The sequence below is a fragment of the Halostella limicola genome (genome assembly GCF_003675875.1).
GTDB lineage: Archaea > Halobacteriota > Halobacteria > Halobacteriales > Natronoarchaeaceae > Halostella > Halostella limicola.
The window spans coordinates 378620-404546 of the sequence record NZ_RCDI01000001.1; the positions used below are offsets into that span (position 1 = coordinate 378620).

Sequence of the window (25927 nt, forward strand, 5' to 3'; positions counted from 1 at the left end):
GTGGCCGGTCAGGCGGCCGGCGCCGCCGCCTCCTCCGCTCGCTCCTCGTCCATCGCACGGCGGTTCCGTACGGTCAGCGCGGCGAACACCGCGAAGCCGACGGCCCGGAGCGACAGGTCGACGAGGAGGGGGTCGGCGGCGATCCGCAGGTTCATCAGCCCGAGGATCCCCTGTGCGGCGTCGAACAGCGCCAGCGGCGCCATCAGCAGGAGCGACGCCGCGGCGAGCAGCGCCCGGGTGGACCGCGAGACGGTGGTGTAGTAGTAGCCGATCACCGTCGGGCCGAGCGCGACGACGCCGAGGAACATCGCGATCACCGGGATCACGACCTCGGGGACGAAGAAGCCGAGGTCGGCCACGTCCGCCCATCCGACGACCGACGCCTCGCCGCCGCTCCCAGTGACCCGCAGGAGCAGGATCCCGGGCGCGAACATGAAGGCGAACGGGACGATCGCCTTGTTCAGCGACAGGGTGAACGCCTTGACGCCCGTCTCGAACTGGTCGGACTTCGCGACGCCGGAGGCGGCGTACGCGGCCACGGCCACCGGCGGCGTGATGTCGGCGATGACGCCGAAGTAGAGGATGAACAGGTGCGCGGCGAGGATCGGCAGGCCGGCCTGCGAGATGGCCCCGCCGAGCATCGAGACGAGGATGATGTACGTCACGGTCGTCGGCATCCCCATCCCGAGGATGATCGAGGAGACGGCGGTCAGCAGCAGCAGGAGGACGGTCGACCCGCCGCTGGCTTCGAGGATCACCTGCGTCAGGTTCGGGCCGAGGCCGCTGACGCCGATGACGCCGGGGATGACGCCCGCGGCGGCGACGGCGACGACGACCGCGGTCGCCGTCCGCGCGCCGGCGTCCATCGCCTTGACGACGAACGCCCCCACGCGGAACGCCCGGTTGTCGGCGAGGCGCTCGCGGGAGAGCGCGCCGGCGGCGCGCTCGGACGCGTTATCGACCGCCGGGTCGAGTTCGAGCAGCGGCGAGTCGCCGTGCGGACGGGCCAAGAGCATCGCGAGGCTGACGAACAGCGTGATCCACGATAGCTGCTGGAGCGCGGCGCCGAGCGCCTCGGTCGCCGGCAGGCCGCCCGAGGCCGCCCCCGTCGCGACCGTCGCCAGCGCGCCGAGGGGGTCGGTGCCGGCGACGGCGTACGACGCGAACGTGAGCGCGAACAGCGCCGCGATGCCGCCCAGGAGCGGTCCCCGTTCGCGCTTCGAGTACGCGGCCGCGAAGGCGATGAGCGCCGTGATCGCCACGAGCGAGAACCACGCGGCGCGGTCGATCGTCAGCCGGTCGATCAGGATGTAGTACAGCAGGACCCCGATCGGCAGGAGGTAGAACCACCCGCGCTTCAGGTGGTCGCGGACCTCGACGATCTCCTCGTCGCCGACCCCGGAGATGCCCTCCTGTGACGCCTTCAGGTGGACCATCACCCAGACGCCGAAGAAGAACACGATGGCGGGGATGGTCGCGGCGATGATCACCTCGGCGTACGGGATGCCGGTGAACTCGACGATGAGGAACGCGGCCGCGCCCATCACCGGCGGGAGGATCTGGCCGCCGGAGGAAGCGGAGGCCTCGACCGCGCCGGAGAACTCGGGGTCGTACCCCGTGCGCTTCATCAGCGGGATGGTGAACGCGCCCGTCGTGACCGTGTTCGCGATCGACGAGCCGCTGATCGTCCCCATGAAGCCGCTGGCGATGATGCTCGCCTTCGCCGGCCCGCCCTTCCGGCGGCCCGTGAGGCCGTACGCGAGCTCGATGAACCACTGGCCCGCGCCGCTCATCTCCAGGAACGCGCCGAAGAGGATGAACACGAAGATGAAGGCGACGCTCACCCGGACCGGGACGCCGAAGATGCCCTCGGTCGTGTACCAGAGGTTCCGGACGATCTGCTCCCAGCCGAGCTCCTTGATGGAGAAGACGCCGATGAAGGGGAGCTTGACGTCCGGGATCACGACCCTGAACAGGCCGAGGTTCACGGCGAAGCCGATCCGCCCGTCGCCGGGGATCAGGTAGCCCCACCGGGCGTAGACGACGAAGGTTCCGACGATGGTCATCAGGTAGAACCCGAGCGCCCGCCGCGTCGCCTCGAGCACGAGCAGGATGCCGAGCGCGCCGAGCAGGAACGCGGCCGACCGCGATTCGAGCGGGAGACCGAGCGCCGACAGGAGCGCCACGGGGGCCTCCAGGAGCGGGGCGATCTCGGCGATCGTCTCCCCGCGCTGGAGGCCGAACACGCGCATCGTTCGGATCTCCTCGAACCGGGTGATCATGTACACCGGCGCGAGCGCGGTCGCGACGATCATGAGCACGTCGACCGGCGTGATGCGGTCGCGGTCGGCGTCGAGCGCCAACCAGCGTACCGCGTCGGTGATCCGCTCGACGGCCCCCGTCACCGGGTGGTCAGCGCCCGCGCGCTCGCGGACGAACGGCGGGATCCGCCCCAGCCGCCGCGCGAGGAAGCCCTCGCCGGTGCTCGTCGGGAACAGCAGGAAGGTGAGCACCAGCGCGAACGCCACGTGGATCGAGTGTGTCTGGAGCGACTGGAGCGAGATGAGGTGGATCTCCTCGCCGGTGAACGGCACCGGGAGCGCGACCCGCGAGCTCCGGGCCGCGAGATAGAGCTGGAACACCGAGAACGCGATGGCGATCGCCGAGACGACGAGCGTCGCGACGCCCGAAAGCGATCGCTTCCGCTCGATCTCCTCGATGAGTTCCTGCTGCTCTTCTTCGGGAACCGGTTCGTCGGTACCGACGCCGCCTGTCGTATCGCTGGTCATAGTTCAGAGATTCAAATAGTCCGCGACGATCCCGACGGTCGTTCGGCGCTCGACGGTGAACACCACGGCGCTGTCGGAAGACAGCGCGACGAGGTCGTGGCGCTCGCCGTCGACGACGAGTTCGTGGCCCGCGACCGGGCCGGGGTTGACGACGAGTCGCTCGTACGACCGATCCGGATCGAAGACGAACGAGCCGTTTTCGCGCGTTACCTCCTGATTCGCGGGGAGCCCCGCGCCGTACGAGGAGAACTCCATGCGGACGTTGTCGAGCTCCGTCCCGCGGACCTCGTAGGCGTCCACGACCGGCGTCTTCTCGACGCTGTGCGTGTACTCTATCACGACCGGCGTCCCGTCGTCGACCGGTTCGGTGAGCAGTCGCTCACCCGTGTCCGCGTCCCGGACGACGAGCGCCCTGTCGACCGGAACCGTCGCCGCGGCGGCGACGGTCCCCGCGGTCACGCAGAGGAGCACGAGCGCGGCGACGAGCGTCCGGCGCTGGGCCACTCCCATTGCGACGCGTCGTTATCCGAAGTAGGCGTCCGCGCCCTCGTGGAGCTCGATCGACATCCCGTCCTGGGCGGAGTCCTTGCTGATGAAGTCCGTCTTGATCGTCAGCTGGTCGACGTTGTCGAAGATGGCCGCCGTCACGTTCTCGACGACCTGCGCGTCGACGCCCTCGTGGGTGGCGATCATCGCCTGGACGGAGACGGTCTCGACGTCCTCGTCGATGCCCTCGTAGGTGCCGGCGGGGATGGTGTCGTCCGCGAACCACTGGGCCTGCTCCTTGACGGCTTCGCGGGTGTCGCCGCTGACCTCGACGATGTTGATGTCGGAGGTCTGGGCGAGCTCCTCGATGGCGCCGACCGGCCAGCCGCCGACGACGAACGCCGCGTCGACGTCGCCGTTGCGGATCTGGTCGCTGGCGCTCTCGAAGTCGCTGTTCTCCTCTTCGAAGTCGCCCTCCTCGATGCCGACGGCGCTGAGGATCTGCAGGGCGTTGACCTGCGTCCCGCTGCCGAGGTCGCCGGTGTTGATGCGGGCGCCCTCTAGGTCCTCCAGCGTCTCGATGCCGCTGTCGGCCTGCGTGACGATGGTGATCGTCTCGGGGTACAGCGTCGCGACGCCGCGGAGGCTGTCGATCGCTTCGCCCTCGAACGTGTCGAGGCCGGTGCCGTTCTTCGCGAAGTACGCGATGTCGTTCTGGATGAGCGCGAAGTCGGCGTCGCCGCTCGCGAGGCTGCCGACGTTCTCGACGCTCGCGCCCGTCGACTGCACCGTCAGCGAGTAGTCCGTGTTGCCGTCGACGATCGTCTTAAACTCGTTCGACAGCGGGTAGTACGTGCCGCCGGTCCCGCCGGCGTGCCAGGCGAGGTCCGTGCCGCCACCGCCGCCGTTGCCGCCGTCACCGTCGCCATCGCCGCCACCGTCGCCGTCTCCGTCACCGCTGTCGTCCGTGCCTTCGATACAACCGGCCAGGCCCGCGATGCCCACGATACCGGCTGACTGTAGGAACCGTCTTCGGGAAGAGTTCGACGTCATATCGCTCTATTCGTCAAACTGATTTAAATAGTCACTCATATTCACTCGATGAGTTAGATATACGAACAGTAAACTGAGGAATAGTTGAAATATCACGCAATGGTACCTGCCGGGAATGGCCGTTCGGACGCGTCGTACCGGCCGGAAAGGGGCGCTTCGTCAGGAGATACTGCCCGTAGAATCGGGCGGCGGCGTACGGGTTCGAGTCGAAACGATGGGGTTCGACGGACGTCGAATCAGTCGACGATGATCTCGTCGTCGCCGTCGTCGATCGTCTCCGGACCGGGCTGCATCTCCCGCTGGTAGCGGTCGATCCAGTCGGCGAAGCACTCGGGGCAGAGCCGCTGGGCGTCTATCTGCGAACGGTCGACGGTCAGTCGCACGGTCCGGGCGAGCGCGTCGGTGACGGAGTCCCCGCAGGCGTCGCAGCCGTCTGTCATGGGAACCCCGTGGAAGCCCGCGACAATAGTGTTTTGCGTCCGAGGAGTCCGCGCCGGACCGGCCGGCGCCGGGCGACGGCGCGGCCGCCACGAAACCGCCCGCGAACGCGCTACGTCGTGCGGAAGGCGCGGTCGCCGGCGTCGCCGAGGCCGGGAACGATGAAGCCGTCGTCGTCGAGGCGGTCGTCGATGCTGACGGTCAGGAGGTCGGCCTCCGGGTACTGGTCGTCGACGCGCAGCAGGCCGTCGGGGGCGCTGACCGCCGAGAGGACGATGAGGTGCTCGGGGTCGGGCGAGTTCTCGATGACGTGGTCGAGGACGGCACACATCGTGCTCCCCGTCGCGAGCATCGGGTCGGCGATGATGACGGTGTCCTCCTCGTGGATCTCGGGCAGTTTCACGTAGTCGATGGTGATGGGGAACTCGCCGTCCTCCATGCCGGCGCTCTCGTCGCGGGAGGCGCTGATGACGCCCTGGCGGGCGCGTGGGAACGCCTTGAGCAGTCCCTCGACGAACGGGGTCGCCGCGCGGAGGACGTTGATGATGACGACGTCGTCGAGTCCCTTCACCCGCTCGCCCATCGTCTCCTCCAGCGGCGTCTGGATGGAGACGTACTCCGTCTCCATGCGGCCGTCGATGATCTCGTAGCCACAGAGGCGGCCGAGCTTCACGAGGCCCTTGCGGAACGCGACCTGTTCGGTTTCGACGTCTCGGAGCTGTGAGAGCGTGTCTTTCGCGAGCGCGTGGTCGACGACGTACGCGTCGCCGCGGTCTTCGATGGTCATTGGTCGCAACAGCGTGCGCGGAGGATTATAAGGTAACGATCCGTAGCCCCCCGTGATGACCAGTGTCGAGGTATCGCGGTTCGTGCAGGCACACCCCCCGGAGGTCGAGCGCGCGCTGACGCCCGCCGCGGTCGTGGAGTACGAGGGCAGCTTTCAGGTGCGCGACGTGGACGAGCGGGACGGCGAGTGGATCGTGACCGTCGGCCGGGCCGGCGTCGAACTGACGCTCCGGTTCGAGCGCCGCGACGAGGGCCTCTACTACGAGCAGCGCGGCGACGCCGGGCCGCTCGACCGCCTGGAGACGACCCTCTCGCTGACGCCGGAGAACGAGGGGACGCGGGTCACCGCCCGCTCCACGGTCGAGGCGGGAATGCCGCTCGCGTCGGTCACCGACCGCATCGCGGCGTGGAAGCGCAAGGGCGAACTGGAGCGCGCGCTCGACGCGCTGGCGGCCGACCTCGGCTGACCGGTCCGGTTGACGCCGCCGGCCACGCGCGTGCGACTACACCGCACACTCGCGTCGGGGTTTAAGCCGCTCGGCGACGACCTACGACCATGAGCATCATTGACACGGTCCGCGACGTGCTCGCCGCGTCGACGGAGTCGCCGAACCGCGGCGGCGGCACCGGCGACGAGTCGATGGGCGCGTACTGGTGTCACGACTGCGACGAGCGGCTCCGCGACGTGGACGTTGCCGGCGACGATGCGCCCGACTGCCCCGAGTGCGGCGAGGCGATGGAGTTCGAGCGGTCGGTCGGGTCGACGGGTTGTGCCTGTTAGCGGATCACGAGAAACGTCAGCGCCATCAGCACGAGCGTCAGGAGGAGGACGTTCCGCCAGGCGAAGGGAGCGCCGCCAGCGAACGCGTACCCGCGGACCACGAGGTAACTCAGCGATCCGGACAGGACGGCGTTCATCACCAGCAACACGCGCGGGTCACCTTCCGACGAGGGAGCCATGCGGAGTCGTGACGACGCGATCGCCTTAAAGCTATATTGCGCTCAACCCCGTTCTTCCGGTATGGCGCTCCGGAACCAGGAGGGTCAGTCCGTCGATCCGGTGCCGTTTCTGGTCGTCGTCGCGCTGTCCTTTCTCGTCATCTACTCGTTCGGCCCGCTGTACCTGCAGGCGCTCGGGCTGCGGGTGGACTACGGCGTGCCGGTCTGTACCCTCGTCTTCCTGGCCGTCGCCGCGGCCGCGTACCACCGGCTCGTCTGGACTCACCGCCCGGGCGTGAGCGGAACCGTCTCCGGCGGCGTGAGCTTCGGGCAGCTCTGGTACGCGATCCTGATCCTCACCGCGCTGGTCGTGCTGCTGTCGCTGCCGCTGATGTTCGGATAGGCCGGGCGTCGTCGGCGACGGCGGTTGGGTGGTCAGTGCGCAGTCCCGTCATCCTTTTAAATACGACCCCCGTCATGTGAGGACATGACACTCTCAGAACGGATCGAGGCGTACCGGGAGTACCTGATGGAGGTGCTGCACGGTCTCTATCACGGTATGATAGAGCACCCCGCGTACGAACTGATCGAGAAGGAGGCCGAGGACACCGACGACGTGTTCCTCTTCGCCTGCTTCGCGGACGCGTTCGGCATCCCGAGTCCGATCTCCTACTACACCGCCGAACTCCTGCCGTACCTCGGCGAGGAGTTCGAGCAGTGGGAGCGGCGGATGTGGGACCGCGAGTCGCTCGTCGAGCGCAAGGGACAGCAGTACCACTTCTAAGATGGAGAAGTTCGTCTTCTTCGGCGGCAAGGGCGGCGTCGGCAAGACCACGGTGTCGAGCGCCTACGCCACGCGGTGCGCGGACGCGGGGCTCGACACGCTCGTCGTCTCGACGGACCCGGCCCACAGCACCTCCGACGTGTTCGACCAGCAGTTCGACGACGACCCGAAGCCCGTCGAGGGTCACGACGGGCTGTGGGCGATGGAACTCGACCCCGAGGAGGAGGTCGAGGCGCACATGCAGGAGATAAAGCGGACGATGAGCGACCAGGTGAGCCCCTCCATCGTCAACGAGATCGACCGCCAGATCGAACTCGCTCACCGGACGCCAGGCGCGTACGAGGCGGCGCTGTTCGACCGCTTCATCGACGTGATGCGCGACGCCGACGAGTACGACCGCGTCGTCTTCGACACGTCGCCGACCGGCGGGACGCTGCGCCTGCTCGCGCTGCCTGAGTTCCTGGAGTCGTGGATCGAACGGCTCGTCAGCAAGCGCGCGAAGAGCATCGACCTCTACGAGAAGGCGGCGATCGGCGACAAGGACGCCCGCCGCAAGGCCGAGGAGGACCCGATCATCGAACGGCTACAGGAGCGCAAGGAGATGTTCGAGTTCGCCGGCGAGACGCTGCGCGACGACGCCGCCTTCTACCTCGTGTTGAACCCCGACGAGCTCTCGATCCGGGAGACCGACCGCGCGATCCAGAACCTCACCGAGTACGGCCTCGGCGTTCGCGGCCTCGTGATCAACAAGATATCGCCGGAACCGGACGACGACGAGCAGGGCCGCGGCGCGCGGTTCCTCCGCCGGCGCCACGAGACCGACCGCGAGCGGGTCGCCACCATCCGCGAGACGTTCGACGAGCCGGTCGTCGCGGAGATCGAGTTGCGGATAGAGGAGATCAAAGGCGACCTCCTCGAGGACGTCGCCGCGGAACTCGATCTGGAGGTCGCGGCGGCCACCTCTTGAATTCCACCGAAAAGTACTTAGGGAAAATACCGTTCGGAACGGAGACAACTGTCCGGTTCGATCGGGCGAAGAGAGTGCACAACCGCCATATCTAGCCGCCGGAGTGTCTACTACAAGAACAAAAGTTTAAATCATAGTTCCACATGTTTTCATCACGAGGCAGGTTACCATGGTACAGGTTATTTGGCTGGTGCTTGCGGTGCTGGTGATGTTTAGCGCGGGGTACCTCGGGTACTCGCGCTACCTCGCGAACTTCGTCGAGCTCGACGAGAGTAACGAGACGCCGGCACACAAGTACGAAGACGGTCAGGAGTACGTACCGGCGAAGAAGCCGGTGCTACTGGGGCATCACTATTCGAGTATCGCGGGCGGCGCGCCCATCGTGGGGCCGATCACGGCGGGCGTCGTGTGGGGCTGGGTGCCCGCACTGCTGTGGATCGCCATCGGCAACCCGCTGATGGGGAGCGTCCACGACTTCGTGTCGCTGTCGGGCAGCCTGCGACACGAGGGCAAGTCGATCGGCTACATCATCGGCGAGTACGTCGGCGACCGCGGCAAGGACATGCTGCTGTGGTTCGCGTTCCTGACGATCATCCTCGTCGTCGCGGTGTTCGCGCTGGTGGTCGCGATCGTGTTCAACGCCTACCCGCAGGCCGCGACCGCGAGCTTCATCTACATCGCGCTGGCGCTGGTGTTCGGGGTGTGGCTCTACCAGCTCGACCTCCCGTTCCTCGTCGGCACCGTCATCTTCGTGGCGGGCGTGTTCGCCGGCGTGGGCGTCGGGATCGAGTACCCGTTCGCGCTGTTCCCGGGCGACTATCCGGCGGGGACCATCGTCCTGTTCTCGGGCGGCGGCTCGGCCATTCCGGGCGCGGGCCTGTTCGGCGCGAACATCGCCGCCTGGATCCCGGTGATCCTGGTGTACGCGTTCGTCGCCAGCGTCCTGCCGGTGTGGACGCTGCTCCAGCCCCGTGACTACCTCTCGTCGTTCCTGCTGTACACGGGCGTCGGGGGGACCCTGCTCGCGATCATCGTCGGCACGATCCTCGGCTCCGCGAGCGAGCCGCTGGTCGTCAACATCGACGCCTACTACGGCTTCATGGGGACGACCGGCCTCCCGCTGTTCCCGCTCCTGTTCGTCACCATCGCGTGCGGGACGATCAGCGGGTTCCACTCGCTGGTCTCCTCCGGGACCACCGCGAAGCAACTCGACAAGGAGACCGACGCCCGCCTGATCGGGTACGGCGGCATGCTCGGCGAGGGGCTGCTCGCGACGGTCGCGCTCTCGACGGTCGCGCTCGTCGGCATCACCGTCGAGGGCGGCGGTATCGGCCAGGCGCTGCCGAACTTCGCGACCGGCGGCGGCATCTTCCTTACCAGCTTCGGCATCCCCGCCGAGATCGGCGCCCCGTTCATGGCGCTCGTGCTGGTGAGCTTCCTCCTGACCAGCACAGACACGGCCTGTCGGCTCGGCCGGTACATGATGGAGGAGATCGTCGGCACCCCCGAGACGACGACCCAGGAGTACGCGGCCAACCGGTACTTCAACTCCGGTCTGCAGGTCGTGCTCGCGTACTTCCTCGTCGTCAGCGGCCGCTGGGCGGACCTGTGGCCGCTGTTCGGCGGCGCGAACCAGTTGCTCGCCGCGCTGGCGCTGCTGACGGCGACGGTCTGGCTCGCCAACTGGTCCGACACGAAACAGCTCGTCAGCACCGGCGTCCCGATGGCGATCATGACGACCATCACGGTGCTCGCGCTGCTGTACCTGGCGTTCATCCAGAACTTCCAGCAGAAGTTCCTCGACAGCGAGTGGATGGCCGACGCGACGACCCTCGACATGGTGTCGAGCGGCCTGCAGATCGTCATCGCGCTCGTCCTCGTCGGACTGGCGCTGTCGCTGGTGAAGATGGGCTACGAGAACGTCCGGAAGGCGCGGTCCGGTCCCGCGCCGGCGAGCAGCGAACCGTCCGACGACTGATCCCGACGCCGTCGTTTTTCTTGCCGCGCCCGTACCGATACCGCCGAGAGACTCAGATCTGCAATCGCCGCGATATCAGGCCCAGCAGACCCGGTTCCTCCCGTTCGATGGGTTCCCAGGTCGTCAGCGCCTCCTCGATGTCGGCGACTTCGCTCGTCACCACGTCGCGCTCGTCGGGCGCGACGACGGCGAGGTTGATCTCGTAGTGGCCGTAGTAGCCGTACTTCAGCAGGGTGCGGTCGCGGAAGCCGTCGACGTACTCGCGCACGTCGTCAGTGACCCGCGGCACGACGGTGACGAAGGTGAACTCGGTCCCGTAGTGCTCCTCGTTGGCCTCGATCCAGTCGTCGGCCAGGTCGTGGCCCAGCTGGACGAGGGCGTCCAGGTCGCCGGTCGACAGCGATTCCCGGCGACGCAGGAACAGGTGCTCGTGGGCCTCGTGGTGCGCGTAGGAGAGAAGCGGCGAGAAGAAGTGCTTCTCGCTCTCCATCTGGAGGCGGCCGTACAGCGAGAACCGCTCGCCGCGCTCGCTGACGTCCTTCTCGAGGTCGTAGTTGAACAGCAGACGGTCGCTCAGGCGGTCGACGTACTCGTCGTCCCACTCGGGTACGTCGAGGTCCGGGTCCGCTTCCGCGTCGGGGGCCGCCCCCGTCTCGGCAGAGTCCCCGCTCATGGCTCGTAGGGGTGGACGTCGTCGACCGCCGGCGCGCCGAGGACGAGCACGCGCGCCCCCTCGTCCGCGTCCTCGTCGACGGCGGCGAGTTGCGGGCTCTCCGGCTCGACGACGAACGCCTCGTTCTCGCCGACGCGGTACGTCCGCTCCGGCGTCTCGACGGTCAACTCGCCCGAGACGACGTAGAACACCTCTTCCTGCTCGTCGTGGTAGTGGTACGCGAGCGGGATCTCCTCGCCTGGGTCGGGTTCGTAGAGGTTGACCGCGACGTTCTCCAGATCGACGGTCTCGCTGATCGGTCGCCGGACGCAGGGCCGGTCCGGCGTCGGCTCGACCTCGTCGAGATCCACGTGATGGTATCCCATGTCCGATACTGTCACGACCCAACCTAAATACCTCTGTCGGCGGCGGCGAGCGCCCGGACGCCGGCCGCGCGATCGCGGGAAAGGTTTATCAGGATTCTTCACCCAGCTTCGTGACGAGAGCCATGGACAGCGACAAGAGCGAGGCCTGCGGCCGCTGCAGCATGACCACGGTCGTCGACGCCACCGACGGCGAGGGGGGATCGGACCCCTTCGACGGCGAGCGCATCGAGGTCGACCCCGACGAGATGCGCGCGGTCGCCAAGCCGGCTATCCTGCTCGGCCGCGTCAAGGACCGCCTCGACGCGGTCGCGACCCGGCTGACTTACGGCCGGTAACCGCCGTAAAGGGTTTAACCGATCCCCCATTACCCCGCTCCAGCGCAATGGAAGAGAGCATCTCGGGATTCAAGGTCCGAGGGACGTGGGGCGACGTCGTCGAGCACGGCGAGCGCATCACCCGCGCCCTCCGCGACCTCGACGTCAACGAGTCCTCGGACGACGGGGACGAGGAAGACGACTACGTCGACGCCTTCGAGGAGTGGAACGAGTGGCGGCCGAAACCTCACGAACAGATCGAGGCCGACGTGAGCGAAAAGACCGCCGAACAGGCGAGCGTCAAGGAAGGCAAAGGCGAGAAGGCCGGCAAGGATCCCGACGAGGACATCCAGACCGCGGGCGAGAAACTCACCGAGTCCTACGAGAAACTGGAGGACGACGACACCGAGGGGGCGGTCGGCAAGTGGGGCGAGTCGCTCGAGTACGTCGCCCGCGCCGCCGACTCGGCCGGCCGCAAGGCCCTGCGCGCCGTCGAGGACACCGTCTACCAGCGCGTGATGACCCAGATCGCGCCGTACTACTTCGACAACGAACTCGTCAGCGCCAACCTCCAGCACAACACCAACGGCGACGAGGAGACGTTCACCTTCGAGATCAACGTCAACGACGACGCCCTGAAGGAGGGCGTCTCCGAACGGCTCGCCGAGTACGAGGACACCGTCGACCGCTGGCACGTCGACACCGAGCGCGACACCGAGAACGTCGAGGCTGTCGAGGGCGTGGAGGCGCCGGAGCAGGAGGAGCGGTCCAAGCCATCTTCCAACTAAGCGCCGCCTGTCGGCGCGGCGGGAAGATGGTTTGGGAAAAGCCTTCGTCGAACTGACCGCAGTTCGTCTGCGGTTTCGCGACGAATGCTTGGAAGAAACCGTCTTCGAACTGAGCGCCGCCCGAGGGCGCTGCGATTCCCCATTTTCCCCGCTCTCTGCCGTCCGAGACGGTAGGCACTTGTATCGGCCCGCAGTAGCGAAACCCCAATGGTAGACGCCGCGACGCTCGGGACGGTTGTCGTCGCCGGACTGGCGAGCCTGTTCATGGCGTGGGCGATCGGCGCCGGATCCAGCGGGTCGACGCCGTTCGCCCCCGCGGTCGGCGCGAACGCCATCTCCGTGATGCGGGCCGGGTTCATCGTCGGCATCCTCGGGTTCGCCGGCGCCGCGTTGCAGGGCGCGAACGTGTCGGAGGCCGTCGGCCGCGAGCTGATCGGGGGCGTGACGCTCTCGCCCGTCGCGGCGACGGTCGGGCTGACGATCGCCGCGGTGCTCGTGGCCGCCGGAGTGTTCAAGGGGTACCCCATCGCCACCGCGTTCACGGTCACGGGCGCCGTGATCGGCGTCGGGCTGGCGATGGGCGGCGACCCCGCGTGGCCGAAGTACCGCGAGATCGCCGCGCTCTGGGTACTGACGCCGTTTATCGGCGGCGGCATCGCCTACGCAACCGCGCGGCTGCTCCGGAACGAACGGATCCCCGAGATAGCGCTGATACCGACGCTCGCGGGGATCGTCGGCCTGCTCGTCGCCAACATCGAGTTCGTCCTGCTGGGGCCGCCGGGCGAGAGCCAGTCGATCGCCGCGACGGCCGCCGCGTCGCTGCCGCTCTCCGCGACGCTCGGGCGGGTGCTGGCGTCGCTGGCGCTGGCGCTCGCGGTCGCGCTGGCGCTTGCCTCCGACATGCGACGGGACGCCGCGGCGGCGCAGCGGCGCTTCCTCCTGGTGCTCGGGGGGCTGGTCGCGTTCTCCGCCGGCGGGAGTCAGGTCGGTCTCGCGATCGGGCCGATGCTCCCCCTGCTGGAGCCGTTCGCCGTTCCGCTGACCGCCGCGCTGGTCGGCGGCGGGCTCGGCCTGCTGATAGGGTCGTGGACCGGCGCGCCGCGGATGATCAAGGCGCTGTCGCAGGACTACTCCTCGCTGGGGCCGCGCCGCTCCATCGCGGCGCTGATCCCTTCCTTCGCCATCGCGCAGGCGGCCGTCTTCTTCGGCATCCCCGTATCGTTCAACGAGATTATCGTCTCGGCGATCATCGGGAGCGGCTACGCGGCCGGCGGGAGCGGCGTCAGCGGCCGGAAGATGCTCTTCACCGTGCTCGCGTGGGTCGCGTCGCTGACGATAGCGGTCGTCGCCGGCTACGCCGGCTTCCTCGGCGTCGACGCGCTGGTCAGCTGAACCGGTCGAGGCGGAACAGGTCGACGTCGTGCTCCGTCTCGCCGTCGACGGCCAGGTCCGCCAGCACCTCGCCGACGGCGCTCGCGAACTTGAACCCGTGTCCCGAGAACCCGGCCCCGACGACGATCTGGGGGTGGTCCGGATGCGTATCGAGGACGAAGTGCTCGTCCGGCGAGTTCGTGAACGTGCAGGTGGCGAGCCGCATCGTCGGCCCCGCGCCGTCGGGGAACCGCCGCTCCGCGTACGCCCTGAGCAGCGCCTCGTCCTCGGGGCGGGGCTCCCGGTCCATCGCGTCCGGGTCGACGGTCTCGCCGAGGTGGTTGAACTTCCCGAACTTGAACCCGGGGACGTCGTAGCGCGGGAACCCGTAGTAGTGGCCGTCGTCGTCGTCCGCGTGGACGAACACCGGGAAGTTCTCCGGGTCGAAGCGCTCGGGCCGCTCGGGCTGGAGCCACGCGAGCACCTGCCGCTCGGGGACGGCGAGGTCCGCGAGTTCGGGCAGGAGCTTCCGCGTCCACGCCCCCGCCGTGACGACGAGTCTGTCCGCCTCGTAGGTCCCTTTTCGGGTCGTCACGCGCACGCCGTCCTCGCCCAGCGGCGAGAAGTCCGCGACCGGCTCGCGCGCCCGGACCTCCGCGCCGTCGGCCTGCGCGGCCTCGACGTGGGCGACGATGCACTGCTCCGGGACGAGGAAGCCGCCGTCGGGCTGGTACACCGCCCGGTGGCCCGGCGGGAGGTCGTAGCCCGGGAACCGTTCGTTCACCTCGCGCGCGTCGAGCACCTCGTGGTCGATGCCGTGCGCCTCGCAGGACCGCCGCGAGCCGTCGAACACCCGGCTGTCGGGCGGCCCCGCGTCGATGCCGCCGGTGACGTGCAGCAGGTCCCGACCCGTCCGCTCCTCCAGGTCCCGCCAGAGGTCGTACGCCCGCCGGACGAGCGGCACGTACGCCGGGTCCTCGTACTGCACCTTCCTGATGATGCGCGTCACGCCGTGGGACGACCCCATGTCGTGCGGCACGTCGTACCGTTCGAGGCCGAGCACGTCCAGCCCGCGGGCCGCGAGGTGGGCGGTCGTCGCGCTCCCCATGCCGCCGACGCCGACGACGATAACGTCGTAGCGGTTCGACATACCCGCCGTTCGCGGTGAGACACGAAAATAGGTGCCCCCGCGGTTGACGGCGCTTGCCCCCCCGGTCGGCGTTACTCCTTCGGCGGGATCTCGTCGGGCTCCGTGTCCAGTTCCTTGCCCTCCTCGCCCTCCAGCTGGGCGAGGCGGGCGCTCATGATCCGGGTGTTCTCGACCTGCTCGACGGTGATGCGGACGCCGTCGTACTCGATGGACTCGCCCGCCTCGACGAGGCGGCCGGCGCGGTTGAAGATGAACCCGGCGATGGTTTCGAACTCCTCGCCCTCGGGCAGGTCGATCTCCAGCGCCTCGTTCACCTCGTCGATGTTGACCTCGCCGCGGACGACGACCGACTCGTCGTCGAGGTACTCGATCGGCTCCTCCTCTTCGCCTTCCAGGATCTCGCCGACGATCTCCTCTATCATGTCCTCCATCGTCACCAGCCCCTCCGTCGTCCCGAACTCGTCGATGACGATGACCATGTGCATGCGGTTCTCCCGCATCTCGGTGAGCAGTTCGTCGACGTTTTTCGACTCGGGGACGTGGAGGGTAGGCTGGATGAAGTCCTCCAGGTCGAGGACGTCGGCGTCGGCCTCGCCGTAGTTCAGGTCCCGGACCAGGTCGCGGATGTGGACCACGCCGATGACGTTGTCGAGGCTCCCCTCGTACACGGGGAGTCGGGCGTGACCGCTCTGAACGCAGGTCTGGATGGCCTCCTCGACGCCGGCCTCCTTCGGGATGCCGGTCATGTCGAGGCGGGGCGTCATCACCTCCTTCGCGATCGTGTTGTTGAACCGGAAGATTCGCTGGAGCATCTCGCGCTCGTCCTCCTCGATGACGCCCTCGCGCTCGCCCGTCTCGATCATGTCCTGGATCTCGTCGCGGGTGACGTAGGACGTCTCGATGGCGGAGCGCCCGCCGGTCACCTTGTTCACGACCCGGGTGAGGTAGTCGAACGTGACGATGAGCGGCAGGAGGACGTACTCCGAGAGCTTCAGCGGGCGCGCGATCTTCAGCGCCCACGACTCCGTGTTCTCGACCGCGTAGGACTTGGGCGCGCTCTCGCCGAACAGCAGCACCAGGGCCGTGATCCCGAACGTCGCGACGGCGACGGCCTCGCCCTGGCTGAGATACAGCGCCAGCAGCCCCGTCGCGATCGAGGACATCGCGATGTTGACGATGTTGTTGCCGACGAGGATCGTCACCAGCAGCCGGTGGGGGTCCGACTTCAGCTCCCGGAGCGTCTTCGCGCCCGGTTCCCCCTCCTCGACGAGCGCCTCGATTCGGTGTTTCGCCAGCGAGAACATGGCGATCTCCGAGGAGGAGAAAAACGCCGACAGCCCCATGAGCACGGCGAGGACGACGGCGCCAACGGTCGTTACCGCGGTGTTGCCGAACGTGACGCCGAAGAGTTCGTACGCCTGCGCCGGCCGTAAGGGGATCCAGAGCCCAGATATACCCATCAACCCCCTACTTGCCCTGCCTCCGAATTAACTCTTGTCACGTTTCCGGCGTTCCGGCCCGCCGAGAACCCCCGGTCCCTGCCGTGAGCGAAGGGTATACACGCGAACCGACCGAAACGGTACGTATGGGCGATCCCGACATCACGTTCTACCGGCTACAGGCGTGTCCGTACTGCGAGCGGGTCACGCGCACGCTGCAGGAGTACGACCTCGACTACCGGTCGCGGTTCGTCGAGCCGATGCACTCCGAACGCAACGTCGTCAAACGGATCAGCGGCAAGCGCACCGTCCCCGCCATCGTCGACGAGAACACCGGCGTCACGATGAGCGAGAGCGCGAACATCGTGGAGTACCTCGACCGGACGTACGGCGACGGCGCTGGGGGTGAGGCCTGATGGTCGACTTCGAGGTCGTCGACCTCCCCGAGACCGACCACGTCGACGAGGGCGACACCGCGCCGGACTTCACCCGGCCGCTGGTCAACGACGAGTACTGGGAGGACGCGGCGCTGTCGGACCTGACCGACGAGGGCCCGGTCCTGCTCGCCTTCCACCCGATGGACGGCGCGTTCCCCGCGACGTACATGTGGAACGAGATCCGCGACCGCGCGTGGGACGAGGGCACCGACGTCACCATCGTCGGCCTCTCGATCTCCTCGCCGTACGAGCACAAGACGACGGTCGAGGAGCGGCGGATCGACTATCGCCTGTTCAGCGACCCCGCGAACGGCGTCGCCGAGGAGTACGGCATCGTCAACGACCTCGACGGCATGGCGGGGATCAGCGAGCCCCGCCCGGCAGTCTACCTGCTCGACGAGGACCGCACCGTCGAGTACGCGTGGGTCGCCGAGGAGTGGCCCGCGTTCCCCGACTACGACGAGGTCGAGGACGTGGTCGAGTCGCTGTAGTCGCCGCCGGAGGACGACACGCTTTTTTGCCGACCGACGGGACTGTCGAGCCATGAGCGACGTCACTGCGGCCGCCGCCGCGGTCCGCGACGGCGAGCTGGTCGTCTACCCGACCGAGACGGTGTACGGCCTCGGCGCGGACGCGCTGGACCCCGACGCGGTCGAGCGCGCGTTCGCCGCGAAGGGACGCGACCGGTCGAAGCCGCTGTCGCTCGGCGTCCCGGACGCGGACACGGCGCTGTCGTACGTCCGGCCGACCGAGCGCGCGGAGCGGTTCATGCGCGAGTTCCTCCCCGGCCCGGTCACCGTCGTCTGCGAGCGCACCGACGACGTGCCGGACGCCCTCACCGCGGGCAGCGACCGCGTCGGCGTGCGCGTCCCCGACCACGACCTCGCGCGGGAGCTGCTCGCCGAGGCCGGCCCGCTCACCGCGACGAGCGCGAACCTGAGCGGGCGCGGGAGCGTCACGCGCGTCGACGACCTCTCCGCGGAGTTCCTGGACGCCGTGGCGGTCGTGCTGGACGCCGGCGAGACGCCCGGTACCGAGAGCACCGTCGTCGACGTGGCGAACGACGAGATACTCCGCCGCGGCGCGAACGCCGACGCCATCGAGGCGTGGCTCCGGGAGCACTGACGCGGGCGTCCGTCCCGCCTACGACAGCAGCGAGCGGAGCGTCCGCGTCGACACCCCGCACTCGTCGCTGTACTCGCAGGGGTTGCACTTGTCCCGGTTCTCCAGCCGCGGCGGCGGGCCGTCCAGCGACTCGACCGCGCGGAGCGTCTTTCGGTACGCCGCTTTCTTCCGGGTCGTCAGTCGCACCTCGCGGACGACGCCGTGGGCGGGGTACTCGACGAACGCCGTCTCGACCGGCCGCTCGCGCTCCCACGCGAGCGCCTTCGCGGCGGCGACGGCGTGGACCGCGTGCGGGTGCCAGACGCCCTCGTCGGGCGGGCTGCCCGGCGAGACGACCGAGGGCCGCGGCGGGCCCTCGACGACCTTGTGCGCGACGCCGCGGCAGTCCTTCCCCGAGAGCCGCACGTCCCGCCGCGGCGGGTCCGCGAGGGCCGGCCAGTCGTCGAACCGGTCGCGGGCGCGCCGGAGGTTCCGCCGGTAGCGCTCCGGCGGTACGTCGGTCGGGAGGCCGGTGAAGGCAGCGTCCGGCGCGTCGACCAGTTCCTCGTACCTGTAGGCGAGGTCGCGGCGCTCGGCGACGGCCGGCGGCGGGTCGCGGTCGCCCTTGCGCGCGTAGTACAGCTTTCGCGGACAGTAGGCGGCGGTCCGGAGGTCGCTGAACGGGATCACGCCGCGGAGTGGCCGCGAGTTGATACAAAAAGGTGTGGCCGTTTTCCCGTGGTCGGACCTCGGACTCGCGGACGTTCGTCCATCTCCGACGTGCGGAAACTCCGTTACGACGGTCTAAAGGGACCGGCGCGCCTAGCGCGCCCGCGAAATGCTGGGTTCGACGAACGCCGATGACGATGGAAGCGGTAGTACAGTCGGATCGAACGTTCGGTACGGCGAGCGCCGCGAGTGCGAACTGTGCGGCCAGACGCGGCGGTGTTTCGACCGGTTCGAGGTGGTCGCCTGTCGGGCCTGCCATCGCGATTTCCTGCCGACGAGCGGAATACTGTAGCCGGGAGTTCGACGGCGGCGGACGGATCCGCTGGTCTCGTCGAGGGCGTCCGGCGGCGCGCCGCCCCGTTACGGAGAAACGAGCCAGTAGAAAACGAGTCGGCCGCTCAGTCGTCGTCTTCGGTCGTCGTCTTGTCGAGGTCTTTCTCGCCGAGGTAGATCTCGGCCCCGTCCTGCGCGACCTTCTCGGCGAGGACGGCGCACTTCACGCGCATGGGGCTGATGTCGACGCCGAGCATGTCGGTGACGTCGTCGCGGTCCATCTCCTCGAGCTCGTCGAGCGTCTTGCCGCGGAGTTCGCTCGACAGCATGCTCGCGGAGGCCTGACTGATGGCGCAGCCGTCGCCCTGGAACGCGACCGCCTCGATCGTCTCGTCGTCCTCGTCGAGTTTGACGTCCATCCGGATCTCGTCGCCGCACATCGGGTTCTCGCCGACGTGGGTGAACGTCGCGTCCTCGATCTCCCCGTAGTTGCGCGGGTTCTTGTAGTGATCGAGGATCTGCTGCCGATACATGTCCGAGCCCATTCCCATTGTTGTCACACGGTACGTACGGCCCGCGGAAAAGGATTCCGAGGCAGGTGGTCGCACGTTCGCCGCGCTCGGGGGTCGCTCCGCGGTATCTGCCAGCTCTCCCGGGCACGACCGTCCCGCCCGACCGGCTCAGATGTCGGCGAAGGGGCCGCCCTTCGCCTCCGCGAGGCGGCGGAACTGGTCGTCGGAGAGTGAGACGGCGGCCGCGCCGAGGTTCTCCTCTAGCTGCTCGGTCGTCCGCGCGCCGACGATCGGCGCGCTGACGGCGTCGTGGTGGGTGAGGTAGGCGATAGCGACCTGCGCCGGCGTCGCGCCGACCTCGTCAGCCACCGCGCGGACCACGTCGAGGACGTCGAAGTTCTCCTCCGTCAGGTAGTGGTCGCGCCAGCGGTCGCCGTCGGAGGCCGTGGAGTCCTCCGGCAGGTCCGCGTCGCGCTCGTACTTCCCGGTGAGAAAGCCCTGCGCGAGCGGGCTCCACGGGATCACGCCCACGTCGTACTCCCGGCACATGTCGAGGTACGGTCCCTCGATCTCCCGGTCGATGAGGTTGTAGCGGGGCTGGGAGAGCTTGAACGGCTCGTACCCCTTCCGGCGGGCCACCTCGTTCGCGCGCGCGACCTTCCAGCCGTTCGGTTCGAGCGTCGAGGTGCCGAGGTAGTTCACCTTCCCCGCCTCGACGAACTCGTTCAGCGTGCGCATGAACTCCTCGACGGGGGTGTCGTCGTCGAAGCGGTGGGTGTACAGCACGTCGACGTAGGCGGTGTCGAGGCGCTCCAGGATCCGGTCGATCTGCCGCCGGAGGTGCTTGCGGTTCAGCCCCGCGCCGTTGGGGTCGTCGTCGCGGGTGGGCCAGTACACCTTCGACGCGACGACGAAGTCCTCGCGGTCGCGCTCGTCCAGCCAGTTGCCGATCCAGCGCTCGCTCTTCCCGCCGCCGTACACGTCGGCAGTGTCGATGAACCGCCCGCCGTGGGCCTCATACGCGTCGAGCAGGTCGTAGGCGCGTCCCTGCCGGATCTCGATCGACCCGCCGGGCGTCTCGCGGCCGAAGCGCCACGTGCCGAACGCGAGTTCGCTCACCTTGAGGCCGGTTCGCCCGAGCGGTACGTAGTCGAGTTCCATCGCCCGTGACTGACGGGCGAGCGCGTGAAGAACCGGTCGGTTTCGGCCGGGTCGGCCAGTGCCCGCGCCGTCCGCGACGGCGCCCGTCAGTACCTCCGCTCGGCAGCCGTCCGTGGACGGCGCTCCCCGACGGTCGTCGTCGGCCGGTCGCTCACGCCGGCCGTCGCCGGTCGCGCTCCTCGACGCGCCCGGCGCGGCGGGCGGCGACGAACCCGAGGACGCCGGCGACCGGTGCGGCGGCGTAGGCCTCCGCGTACACCGCGAGCACCGCGCTTGCGAGCGCAGCGCAGGCGACGCCGCAGTAGATCCACGACTTCCAGACGGTATCCACGATAATTGATGAAAATGATCGCGGTAATATAAAACGGTCGCTGCGGCGGATCGCGCCGAAACCCGCTCGGACGGTACCGTCTGGCGACCGCTCCGCGACTGACCGCACCGCGACCGCTCTCTGTGGCGCCCGCCTGCTCCGCGACCGACTCCCCGGGGGCCGTTACGCGAAGAGGTCGCGGGCGGCGTCGATGCCCTCGATCAGGCGGTCGATCTCCTCGCGGGTGTTGTAGACGTAGAACGACGCCCGCGCGGAGGCGGCGACGCCGAGCTTGTCGTGCAGCGGCTGGGTGCAGTGGTCGCCGGCGCGGATGGCGACGGCGTAGTCGTTGAGGATGCTCGCGAGGTCGTGGGCGTGGACGCCGTCCAGGTTGAACGCGACGAGGCCGCCGCGCTCCTCGCCGGCGGGCGGGCCGTAGATCTCCACGTCGTCGAACTCGGTGAGGCGGTCGTAGGCGTACGCCGCCAGCCGCTCCTCGTGGCGCTGCACGTTCTCCATCCCGAGGTCCTCGAGGTAGTCGACGGCCTCCGCCAGCGCGACTCCCTGCGCGATGTTCGGCGTGCCGGCCTCGAACTTCCACGGGAGGTCGTTCCAGGTGGCGTCCTCGTAGGTGACCTTCTTGATCATGTCGCCGCCGTAGAGGTACGGCTCCATCGCTTCGAGGATCTCCTTCTTGCCGTAGAGGCCGCCGATGCCGGTCGGCCCCGCCATCTTGTGGCCGGAGAAGGCGTAGAAGTCGGCGTCGACCGCCTCGACGTCGACGGGGCGGTTCGGCACGGCCTGCGCGCCGTCGACGAAGATGTACGCGTCGTGGTCGTGGGCGACGTCCGCGAGCGCGCCGACCGGGTTGACGGTGCCGAGCGTGTTCGAGACGTGGACCGCGCTGACCATCTCGGTGTCGTCGGTGATGATCTCCTTGGCGTGGTCCATGTCGAGCTGTCCGTCCTCGTCGACGCGGATGTACTTCACGTCGGCGCCGGTCCGCTTGCCGATCTGCTGCCACGTCACGAGCGACGCGTGGTGCTCCATCTCCGTGAGCACGACCTCGTCGCCGGGGCCGAGCTCGTTCAGGCCCCACGCGTAGGCGACGAGGTTCTCGGCCTCGGTGGTGTTTTTCGTGAAGACCATCTCCTCGCGGCCGCCGCTCGCACCGACGAACTCGGCGAGCTTGTCGTGGGCCTCCTCGTAGGCGATGGAGGCCTCCTGGCTCAGGTGGTGGATGCCCCGGTGGACGTTCGCGTTGGTGTGCCGGTAGTAGTGGACGATGGCGTCGACCACGCGGTCCGGCGTCTGCGTCGTCGCGGCGTTGTCCAGGTACACCACCTGTTCGCCGTCGAACTCCCGCTGGAGGATCGGGTACTCCTCGCGGATGGACTCGACGTCGAGCGGCGCGGACTCTTGGGTTTCCATTACGTGATCACAGGCGCTCGAAACAAAACACTCCTTCGGTCGCGGCGGAGCGGCCGCGTACGCGTGCCGGCGGACGCACGCCGCTGACGGCCGCTCACGGCCTGTGGGCGTGCGTCCCACGGAGGAGGAAGGCGGTGTACTTCCCGAACGCCCACGCCAGGCCGTTGAGCAGGTGGAGCGCGACGACGGCCAGCAGGACGCCGACCGCGGAGAACGCGAGCGCGCCGAGCAGCGTGTCGGCGTACGTCGAGACGAGTTCGCCGCTGGCGACGGTGACCTCGAACGGGACCCCGACCCCGACGCTCCAGACGTCGTGCCGGAAGGCGAGGTTCGGGCTGATCACCGTCGGCTCCGCCATCGACACGTGGATCCCCACCGACGAGTCGTCGTAGTGGACGGGCGCGCTCAGGAAGGAGAACACGACCGCGCCGAGGACGATGGAGACGACGAACGCGGCGATCCCCGCGAAGAACTTGCTGAACAGGTAGACGATCCCCTTCCACGTCCCGAGGTCGAGCAGCATGCCCGTCAGCCAGTCGCCGATCCCGTCGGGCTCCGGGCGGTCGGCGGCCGGCACGTCGACGGCGAGCAGCGAGTCGGCGAGCGCGCGCTCGACGGCGGCGAGGTGGGTCGACACCGTCACCACGAGCACCGCGATCGGCAGGCCGATCAGGATCAGCGTGAGGGCGGTCGCGACGGAGAAGCCGGTGACCAGGAAGACGAAGTACGTCAGCCCGAGCGGGAACGCGAGCAGGAGGTACGCGAGGTTGTAGTACGTCTGGCGGCGGGCGACGACGCCGAAGAACCAGCCCAGACGGCCCCGGGCGCCCGCCTCGCCGAGCGCGCCGTCGAGCGCGCTCACGCCGGACCACCCCGCAGGGAGATCGCGATGGCGGCGAGCCCCGCGACGTTCGTCGCCGTCACCGAGGCGAGCACCTGCGCGTCCGTCGCGGCGCTCGCCCACGCGATGCCGTACGAGAGGACGAACGGGACCGTCGTGAGCAGGACGACGCCGACCGAGAGAAACAGCATGCGGCGACTCCCGTGGCGGGCGTAGCCCCGGTAGGCGAGCGTCGCGACGAGCAGGCCGAGCGCCGCGCTCGCGACGCCGGCGGCGAAGACCACGTCGCTCGATCCGACGGAGACGTCCCGGACGGTCCGGAGGACAGCCGGCCCGACGCCGACTGCCGTCACGGCGACCCCCCTCGGCGCCGTCGCTCTCCGCCGGTACCGCGGCGAGAGGCGGTTCGAGCCCGCGGGGTCGCGGCTGCGGGCCGCGCGATCGGTCGGTCGGTTCGGCCGTGAGTCGGGTCGGTTGTCGTGGTCATTGGGTATCACCCGCGTCGCGGAACGCCGTAGATCGCGTAGAGGATCGCCACCAGCCCGGACACCTCGCTCGACCGCGCGACGAGCGTCGTCACGACGGTCGCGGTGCCGACCGTCGGGAGCAGGAACTCGGCGGCGGTCGACCCGGCGGCGAGGAGGGCGATCCCCACCGCCAGCCACAGCAGGGCGGCGTCGTCGGACCGCCGATAGCTCCGCAGCGTCCGGAGCGCGATCCACCCGGCGAGCACCGCGGTCGCCGCCTGCCCGACGACGACGAGAGCGACGAGCGAGGGCGTCCCGCCGGAGAACGTCCAGAGGTGGGTTCCGATCATGGTCAGAGGCGCTCGTAGAGGCGGGTGAACCGGTCGGTGCCGTCCTCGTCGTCGTCGAGGTAGACGTCGACGTCCATCCCCCCGTCGTCGATGTCGACGGTGACCCGCTCCAGACGGGCGCTGTAGGTCTTGTAGTGGTGGCCGTCCGGGTCCATCTCCTGACGCTCGTCGAGCAGGTCGTGCTCGTCGAGGCGGTCGATCCGCCGGTAGATGGTCGGCGGCGAGGCGTCGCAGCGTTCGCTGAGGGCGTCGGCGGACATCGGTTCCTGGCTGGTCTCGATGAGGATCGTCCTGGCGTACTCGTCGTCGAGCAGCGAGAGCACGGCCGCTTCCTCATCGTCCGGCATTGATGCAATCTACGTGAGGCCTGATATAAAACCACCCGCGGTTTCACGCGGTGAAACTGCGAGCCGCGGGAGGACGTCAATTTATCCCGCAGCGACCCCTGCCTCGGGTATGGTGACGAAACGCTCGATCGCCGTGACGGGTATCCTGCTCGGCGTCGCGTTCGCCGGCGTCTTCCACGCTGTCGCCGCCCTCGCGTACGACACCGGACTGCGGTACGTCGGCCTCGGCGTTGCCGCCCTCGCGCTCCTCGGGATCGTGCTCGAAAACGTCTCGATCACCGGGCCGCCGCGGGAGGAGGAGTAGGCGACGTCCCTACCGGTAGGCCTCGAACTCCTCGCCGAACAGGAGGAAGTAGCCGGTGCCGACGAGCCCGACCGCGGCGGCGAGCGTGAACGCGACCTCGGGACTGACGAACTCCCAGAGGTAACCGCCGAGCGCCGCGCTCGGGACGACGACGACGTTCCGGAGGAGGTAGTACGTCCCCGTCACGCGCCCGCCGGTCCCCTGCTCCGCGGGGCCGACGATCAGGGCCTTGTGCGATGGGAGGCCGGCGAAGCGCAGCCCCGAGAACGCGAAGACGAGAACCATCGCGACCGCGTTCGCCGGCGCGTTGATCAGGACGACCGGAAAGACCGCGTAGACGGCGAACCCGAGCGCGACGACCGGTTTGAGCCCCACGCGCTCGGCCGCCTTCGCGGCCGGGGCCATCACGAGGAGCGCGACCAGCATCTCCACGCCGAGCAGGTAGCCGAAGAAGGCCTCCGGCGAGAGCTCGACCGCGTACGAGAGACCGCCGAGCGAGACCGTCGTCGCCAGCCCGACGTCGAGGAACCGGGTGACGACCAGCACGAAGAACACGTACACCATCCCGTTGGCGAACCTGACGAGCGTGTCCCCGACCAGCAGCGGCCGGAGCTCGTCGGGCATCTCGCGCAGGTCCCGCCGGACCCGGGCGAGCCCCTCGAACGACCCGCCGATGGTGTCCTGACTCGCATCGTAGAGGACGTGCTGTACGACGGTTCCGACGGCGCCGAAGACGACCGCGACCGCGAGCACGAACTGGAAGCTCGCCGTGAACTCGTCGCGGGTCCCGATGAGGACGGCGGCGAGCACCGGCCCGACGAGAAAGGCGGTGCGGCGGAACGTCTCCGTGCTCGCGAAGCCCGCCGCCAGCCGCGACGGCTCGGTCGCCTGCTTGACGACGGCGAACGTCGCGCCGAGCCCGAACGACTTCCACGCCTGCGCGAGCAGCAGGCCGACGAAGATCCAGACCCACGGCTCGACGGTGACCCCCGCAACGGTGACGGCCCCGATGCCCGGCGCGACGAGCCACACGGCGAAGCCGAGCGTCGACAGCAGGCCGAAGACGGTCAGCGCGTACCGCGATCCGACCCGGTCCGACACCGCGCCGCCGGGGTAGGGGTACACCGCCGAGATGACGTTCCCGAACGTCCCGAACAGGCCGACGACGAACCCCGACGCGCCGAGCGCCGCCATGTACTCGGGGAGGAACCGGCTGGTCATCTGGAACCCGAGGCTGAACGCGAACATCGCCAGCGAGAGCACCAGCACGTCCCGTCGCAACGCGAAGAACTGGCGGAACGCGTCGACCGGCCCCGCCGCTTCGGCCTGCTCCTGCGCCAT

General features: G+C 68.8%; 33 protein-coding genes. 13 read left to right on the forward strand and 20 right to left on the reverse strand.

Annotated elements, in window-relative coordinates; genetic code table 11:
- Nucleotides 1–8: 8 nt before the first annotated feature.
- The 5 genes from D8670_RS03045 to upp form a co-directional block, all read right to left on the reverse strand.
- Nucleotides 9–2789, reverse strand: a complete 2781-nt coding sequence (locus D8670_RS03045; protein ID WP_121816627.1) for a TRAP transporter permease — start codon at nt 2787–2789, stop codon at nt 9–11.
- A 3-nt stretch (nt 2790–2792) separates the two neighbouring features.
- Nucleotides 2793–3299, reverse strand: coding sequence for a DUF1850 domain-containing protein (locus D8670_RS03050; RefSeq protein ID WP_121816628.1), 507 nt, complete (start codon nt 3297–3299; stop codon nt 2793–2795).
- A gap of 12 nt (nt 3300–3311) precedes the next feature.
- The gene (locus D8670_RS03055; RefSeq protein ID WP_121816629.1) at nt 3312–4328 is read right to left on the reverse strand and encodes a TAXI family TRAP transporter solute-binding subunit; all 1017 of its coding nucleotides are present in this window, start codon (nt 4326–4328) and stop codon (nt 3312–3314) included.
- A 236-nt stretch (nt 4329–4564) separates the two neighbouring features.
- Entirely contained in the window at nt 4565–4768 is a 204-nt protein-coding gene (locus D8670_RS03060; RefSeq protein ID WP_121816630.1) for a DUF7569 family protein, read from the reverse strand.
- Between the two features lie 110 nt (nt 4769–4878).
- Nucleotides 4879–5553 (reverse strand): uracil phosphoribosyltransferase, encoded by a 675-nt coding sequence (upp, locus tag D8670_RS03065; RefSeq protein WP_121816631.1) that lies wholly within the window; start codon nt 5551–5553, stop codon nt 4879–4881.
- 55 nt (nt 5554–5608) lie between these two features.
- Between upp and D8670_RS03070 the strand changes: the two genes are divergently transcribed.
- Nucleotides 5609–6019 carry an SRPBCC family protein gene (locus D8670_RS03070; RefSeq protein WP_121816632.1) on the forward strand — a complete coding sequence of 137 codons (411 nt, stop codon included), beginning with the start codon at nt 5609–5611 and terminating at the stop codon, nt 6017–6019.
- 89 nt (nt 6020–6108) lie between these two features.
- The gene (locus D8670_RS03075; protein WP_121816633.1) at nt 6109–6333 is read left to right on the forward strand and encodes a hypothetical protein; all 225 of its coding nucleotides are present in this window, start codon (nt 6109–6111) and stop codon (nt 6331–6333) included.
- Here the strand turns inward: D8670_RS03075 and D8670_RS03080 are convergent.
- Entirely contained in the window at nt 6330–6512 is a 183-nt protein-coding gene (locus tag D8670_RS03080) for a DUF8107 family protein (RefSeq protein WP_121816634.1), read from the reverse strand. The two genes, D8670_RS03075 and D8670_RS03080, sit on opposite strands and share 4 nt — an antisense overlap.
- 61 nt (nt 6513–6573) lie before the next feature.
- Here D8670_RS03080 and D8670_RS03085 point away from each other — a divergent pair, with 61 nt between their 5' ends.
- The 4 genes from D8670_RS03085 to D8670_RS03100 all read left to right on the forward strand — a co-directional run bounded on the left by D8670_RS03085 (nt 6574) and on the right by D8670_RS03100 (nt 10220).
- The gene (locus D8670_RS03085) at nt 6574–6894 is read left to right on the forward strand and encodes a hypothetical protein (RefSeq protein ID WP_121816635.1); all 321 of its coding nucleotides are present in this window, start codon (nt 6574–6576) and stop codon (nt 6892–6894) included.
- 84 nt (nt 6895–6978) lie between these two features.
- Nucleotides 6979–7275, forward strand: a complete 297-nt coding sequence (locus tag D8670_RS03090) for a DUF7990 family protein (protein WP_121816636.1) — start codon at nt 6979–6981, stop codon at nt 7273–7275.
- Nucleotide 7276: 1 nt separating this feature from the next.
- Nucleotides 7277–8242 carry an ArsA family ATPase gene (locus D8670_RS03095; RefSeq protein ID WP_121816637.1) on the forward strand — a complete coding sequence of 322 codons (966 nt, stop codon included), beginning with the start codon at nt 7277–7279 and terminating at the stop codon, nt 8240–8242.
- Nucleotides 8243–8411: 169 nt separating this feature from the next.
- Nucleotides 8412–10220: a carbon starvation CstA family protein gene (locus D8670_RS03100; RefSeq protein WP_121816638.1), complete on the forward strand. Its 1809-nt coding sequence runs from the start codon at nt 8412–8414 to the stop codon at nt 10218–10220.
- Nucleotides 10221–10272: 52 nt separating this feature from the next.
- Here D8670_RS03100 and D8670_RS03105 read toward each other — a convergent pair whose 3' ends face one another.
- On the reverse strand, nt 10273–10893 hold the full coding sequence (locus D8670_RS03105) for a DUF8052 family protein (protein WP_121816639.1): 621 nt from the start codon (nt 10891–10893) through the stop codon (nt 10273–10275).
- Nucleotides 10890–11258, reverse strand: coding sequence for a cupin domain-containing protein (locus tag D8670_RS03110; protein ID WP_121816640.1), 369 nt, complete (start codon nt 11256–11258; stop codon nt 10890–10892). The genes D8670_RS03105 and D8670_RS03110 overlap by 4 nt, the downstream gene beginning before the upstream one ends.
- Nucleotides 11259–11380: 122 nt before the next feature.
- Here D8670_RS03110 and D8670_RS03115 point away from each other — a divergent pair, with 122 nt between their 5' ends.
- The 3 genes from D8670_RS03115 (at nt 11381) to D8670_RS03125 (ending at nt 13752) form a co-directional block, all read left to right on the forward strand.
- Nucleotides 11381–11593 (forward strand): DUF8007 family protein, encoded by a 213-nt coding sequence (locus D8670_RS03115; protein ID WP_121816641.1) that lies wholly within the window; start codon nt 11381–11383, stop codon nt 11591–11593.
- Between the two features lie 47 nt (nt 11594–11640).
- Nucleotides 11641–12360, forward strand: coding sequence for a DUF5828 family protein (locus tag D8670_RS03120; RefSeq protein ID WP_121816642.1), 720 nt, complete (start codon nt 11641–11643; stop codon nt 12358–12360).
- Nucleotides 12361–12567: 207 nt separating this feature from the next.
- Entirely contained in the window at nt 12568–13752 is a 1185-nt protein-coding gene (locus D8670_RS03125; RefSeq protein WP_121816643.1) for an inorganic phosphate transporter, read from the forward strand.
- On the opposite strand, the gene solA is transcribed toward D8670_RS03125, so the two are convergent.
- Together solA and D8670_RS03135 are read right to left on the reverse strand one after the other, a co-directional pair.
- A complete protein-coding gene (gene solA, locus D8670_RS03130; protein ID WP_121816644.1) occupies nt 13745–14881 on the reverse strand; it encodes an N-methyl-L-tryptophan oxidase in 1137 nt (378 codons plus the stop codon). The two genes, D8670_RS03125 and solA, sit on opposite strands and share 8 nt — an antisense overlap.
- 71 nt (nt 14882–14952) lie before the next feature.
- A complete protein-coding gene (locus tag D8670_RS03135; RefSeq protein WP_121816645.1) occupies nt 14953–16341 on the reverse strand; it encodes a hemolysin family protein in 1389 nt (462 codons plus the stop codon).
- A 125-nt stretch (nt 16342–16466) separates the two neighbouring features.
- Here D8670_RS03135 and D8670_RS03140 point away from each other — a divergent pair, with 125 nt between their 5' ends.
- Genes D8670_RS03140 through D8670_RS03150 form a run of 3 tightly spaced genes read left to right on the forward strand, consistent with a single transcriptional unit; the run spans nt 16467 to nt 17882 of the window.
- Complete coding sequence (locus tag D8670_RS03140; RefSeq protein WP_121816646.1) at nt 16467–16736, forward strand: glutathione S-transferase N-terminal domain-containing protein; 270 nt, start codon at nt 16467–16469, stop codon at nt 16734–16736.
- Entirely contained in the window at nt 16736–17248 is a 513-nt protein-coding gene (locus D8670_RS03145; protein WP_121816647.1) for a redoxin domain-containing protein, read from the forward strand. The genes D8670_RS03140 and D8670_RS03145 overlap by 1 nt, the downstream gene beginning before the upstream one ends.
- A 52-nt stretch (nt 17249–17300) precedes the next feature.
- Nucleotides 17301–17882, forward strand: a complete 582-nt coding sequence (locus tag D8670_RS03150) for an L-threonylcarbamoyladenylate synthase (protein ID WP_121816648.1) — start codon at nt 17301–17303, stop codon at nt 17880–17882.
- A gap of 18 nt (nt 17883–17900) precedes the next feature.
- Here D8670_RS03150 and D8670_RS03155 read toward each other — a convergent pair whose 3' ends face one another.
- From D8670_RS03155 to D8670_RS03195, 9 genes are all read right to left on the reverse strand, one after another.
- Nucleotides 17901–18551, reverse strand: coding sequence for a CRISPR-associated protein Cas4 (locus D8670_RS03155; RefSeq protein WP_121816649.1), 651 nt, complete (start codon nt 18549–18551; stop codon nt 17901–17903).
- 437 nt (nt 18552–18988) lie between these two features.
- Entirely contained in the window at nt 18989–19414 is a 426-nt protein-coding gene (gene sufU, locus D8670_RS03160) for a Fe-S cluster assembly sulfur transfer protein SufU (RefSeq protein ID WP_121816650.1), read from the reverse strand.
- Between the two features lie 129 nt (nt 19415–19543).
- Nucleotides 19544–20536 carry an aldo/keto reductase gene (locus D8670_RS03165; protein WP_121816651.1) on the reverse strand — a complete coding sequence of 331 codons (993 nt, stop codon included), beginning with the start codon at nt 20534–20536 and terminating at the stop codon, nt 19544–19546.
- A gap of 151 nt (nt 20537–20687) precedes the next feature.
- Nucleotides 20688–20867: a hypothetical protein gene (locus D8670_RS03170; protein ID WP_121816652.1), complete on the reverse strand. Its 180-nt coding sequence runs from the start codon at nt 20865–20867 to the stop codon at nt 20688–20690.
- Between the two features lie 162 nt (nt 20868–21029).
- Nucleotides 21030–22277: an aminotransferase class V-fold PLP-dependent enzyme gene (locus D8670_RS03175; protein ID WP_121816653.1), complete on the reverse strand. Its 1248-nt coding sequence runs from the start codon at nt 22275–22277 to the stop codon at nt 21030–21032.
- Between the two features lie 94 nt (nt 22278–22371).
- Complete coding sequence (locus D8670_RS03180; protein WP_162994134.1) at nt 22372–23139, reverse strand: sensor domain-containing protein; 768 nt, start codon at nt 23137–23139, stop codon at nt 22372–22374.
- On the reverse strand, nt 23136–23471 hold the full coding sequence (locus D8670_RS03185) for a DUF7521 family protein (RefSeq protein ID WP_233752181.1): 336 nt from the start codon (nt 23469–23471) through the stop codon (nt 23136–23138). Before D8670_RS03185 ends, D8670_RS03180 begins: the two co-directional genes overlap by 4 nt.
- 140 nt (nt 23472–23611) lie before the next feature.
- On the reverse strand, nt 23612–23935 hold the full coding sequence (locus D8670_RS03190) for a DUF7521 family protein (protein ID WP_121816655.1): 324 nt from the start codon (nt 23933–23935) through the stop codon (nt 23612–23614).
- 2 nt (nt 23936–23937) lie between these two features.
- Nucleotides 23938–24282 (reverse strand): winged helix-turn-helix domain-containing protein, encoded by a 345-nt coding sequence (locus D8670_RS03195; protein WP_121816656.1) that lies wholly within the window; start codon nt 24280–24282, stop codon nt 23938–23940.
- Between the two features lie 109 nt (nt 24283–24391).
- On the opposite strand from D8670_RS03195, the gene D8670_RS03200 reads away from it, so the two are divergent.
- Nucleotides 24392–24586, forward strand: a complete 195-nt coding sequence (locus tag D8670_RS03200; protein WP_121816657.1) for a hypothetical protein — start codon at nt 24392–24394, stop codon at nt 24584–24586.
- A 9-nt stretch (nt 24587–24595) separates the two neighbouring features.
- Here D8670_RS03200 and D8670_RS03205 read toward each other — a convergent pair whose 3' ends face one another.
- The gene (locus tag D8670_RS03205) at nt 24596–25927 is read right to left on the reverse strand and encodes an MFS transporter (RefSeq protein WP_121816658.1); all 1332 of its coding nucleotides are present in this window, start codon (nt 25925–25927) and stop codon (nt 24596–24598) included.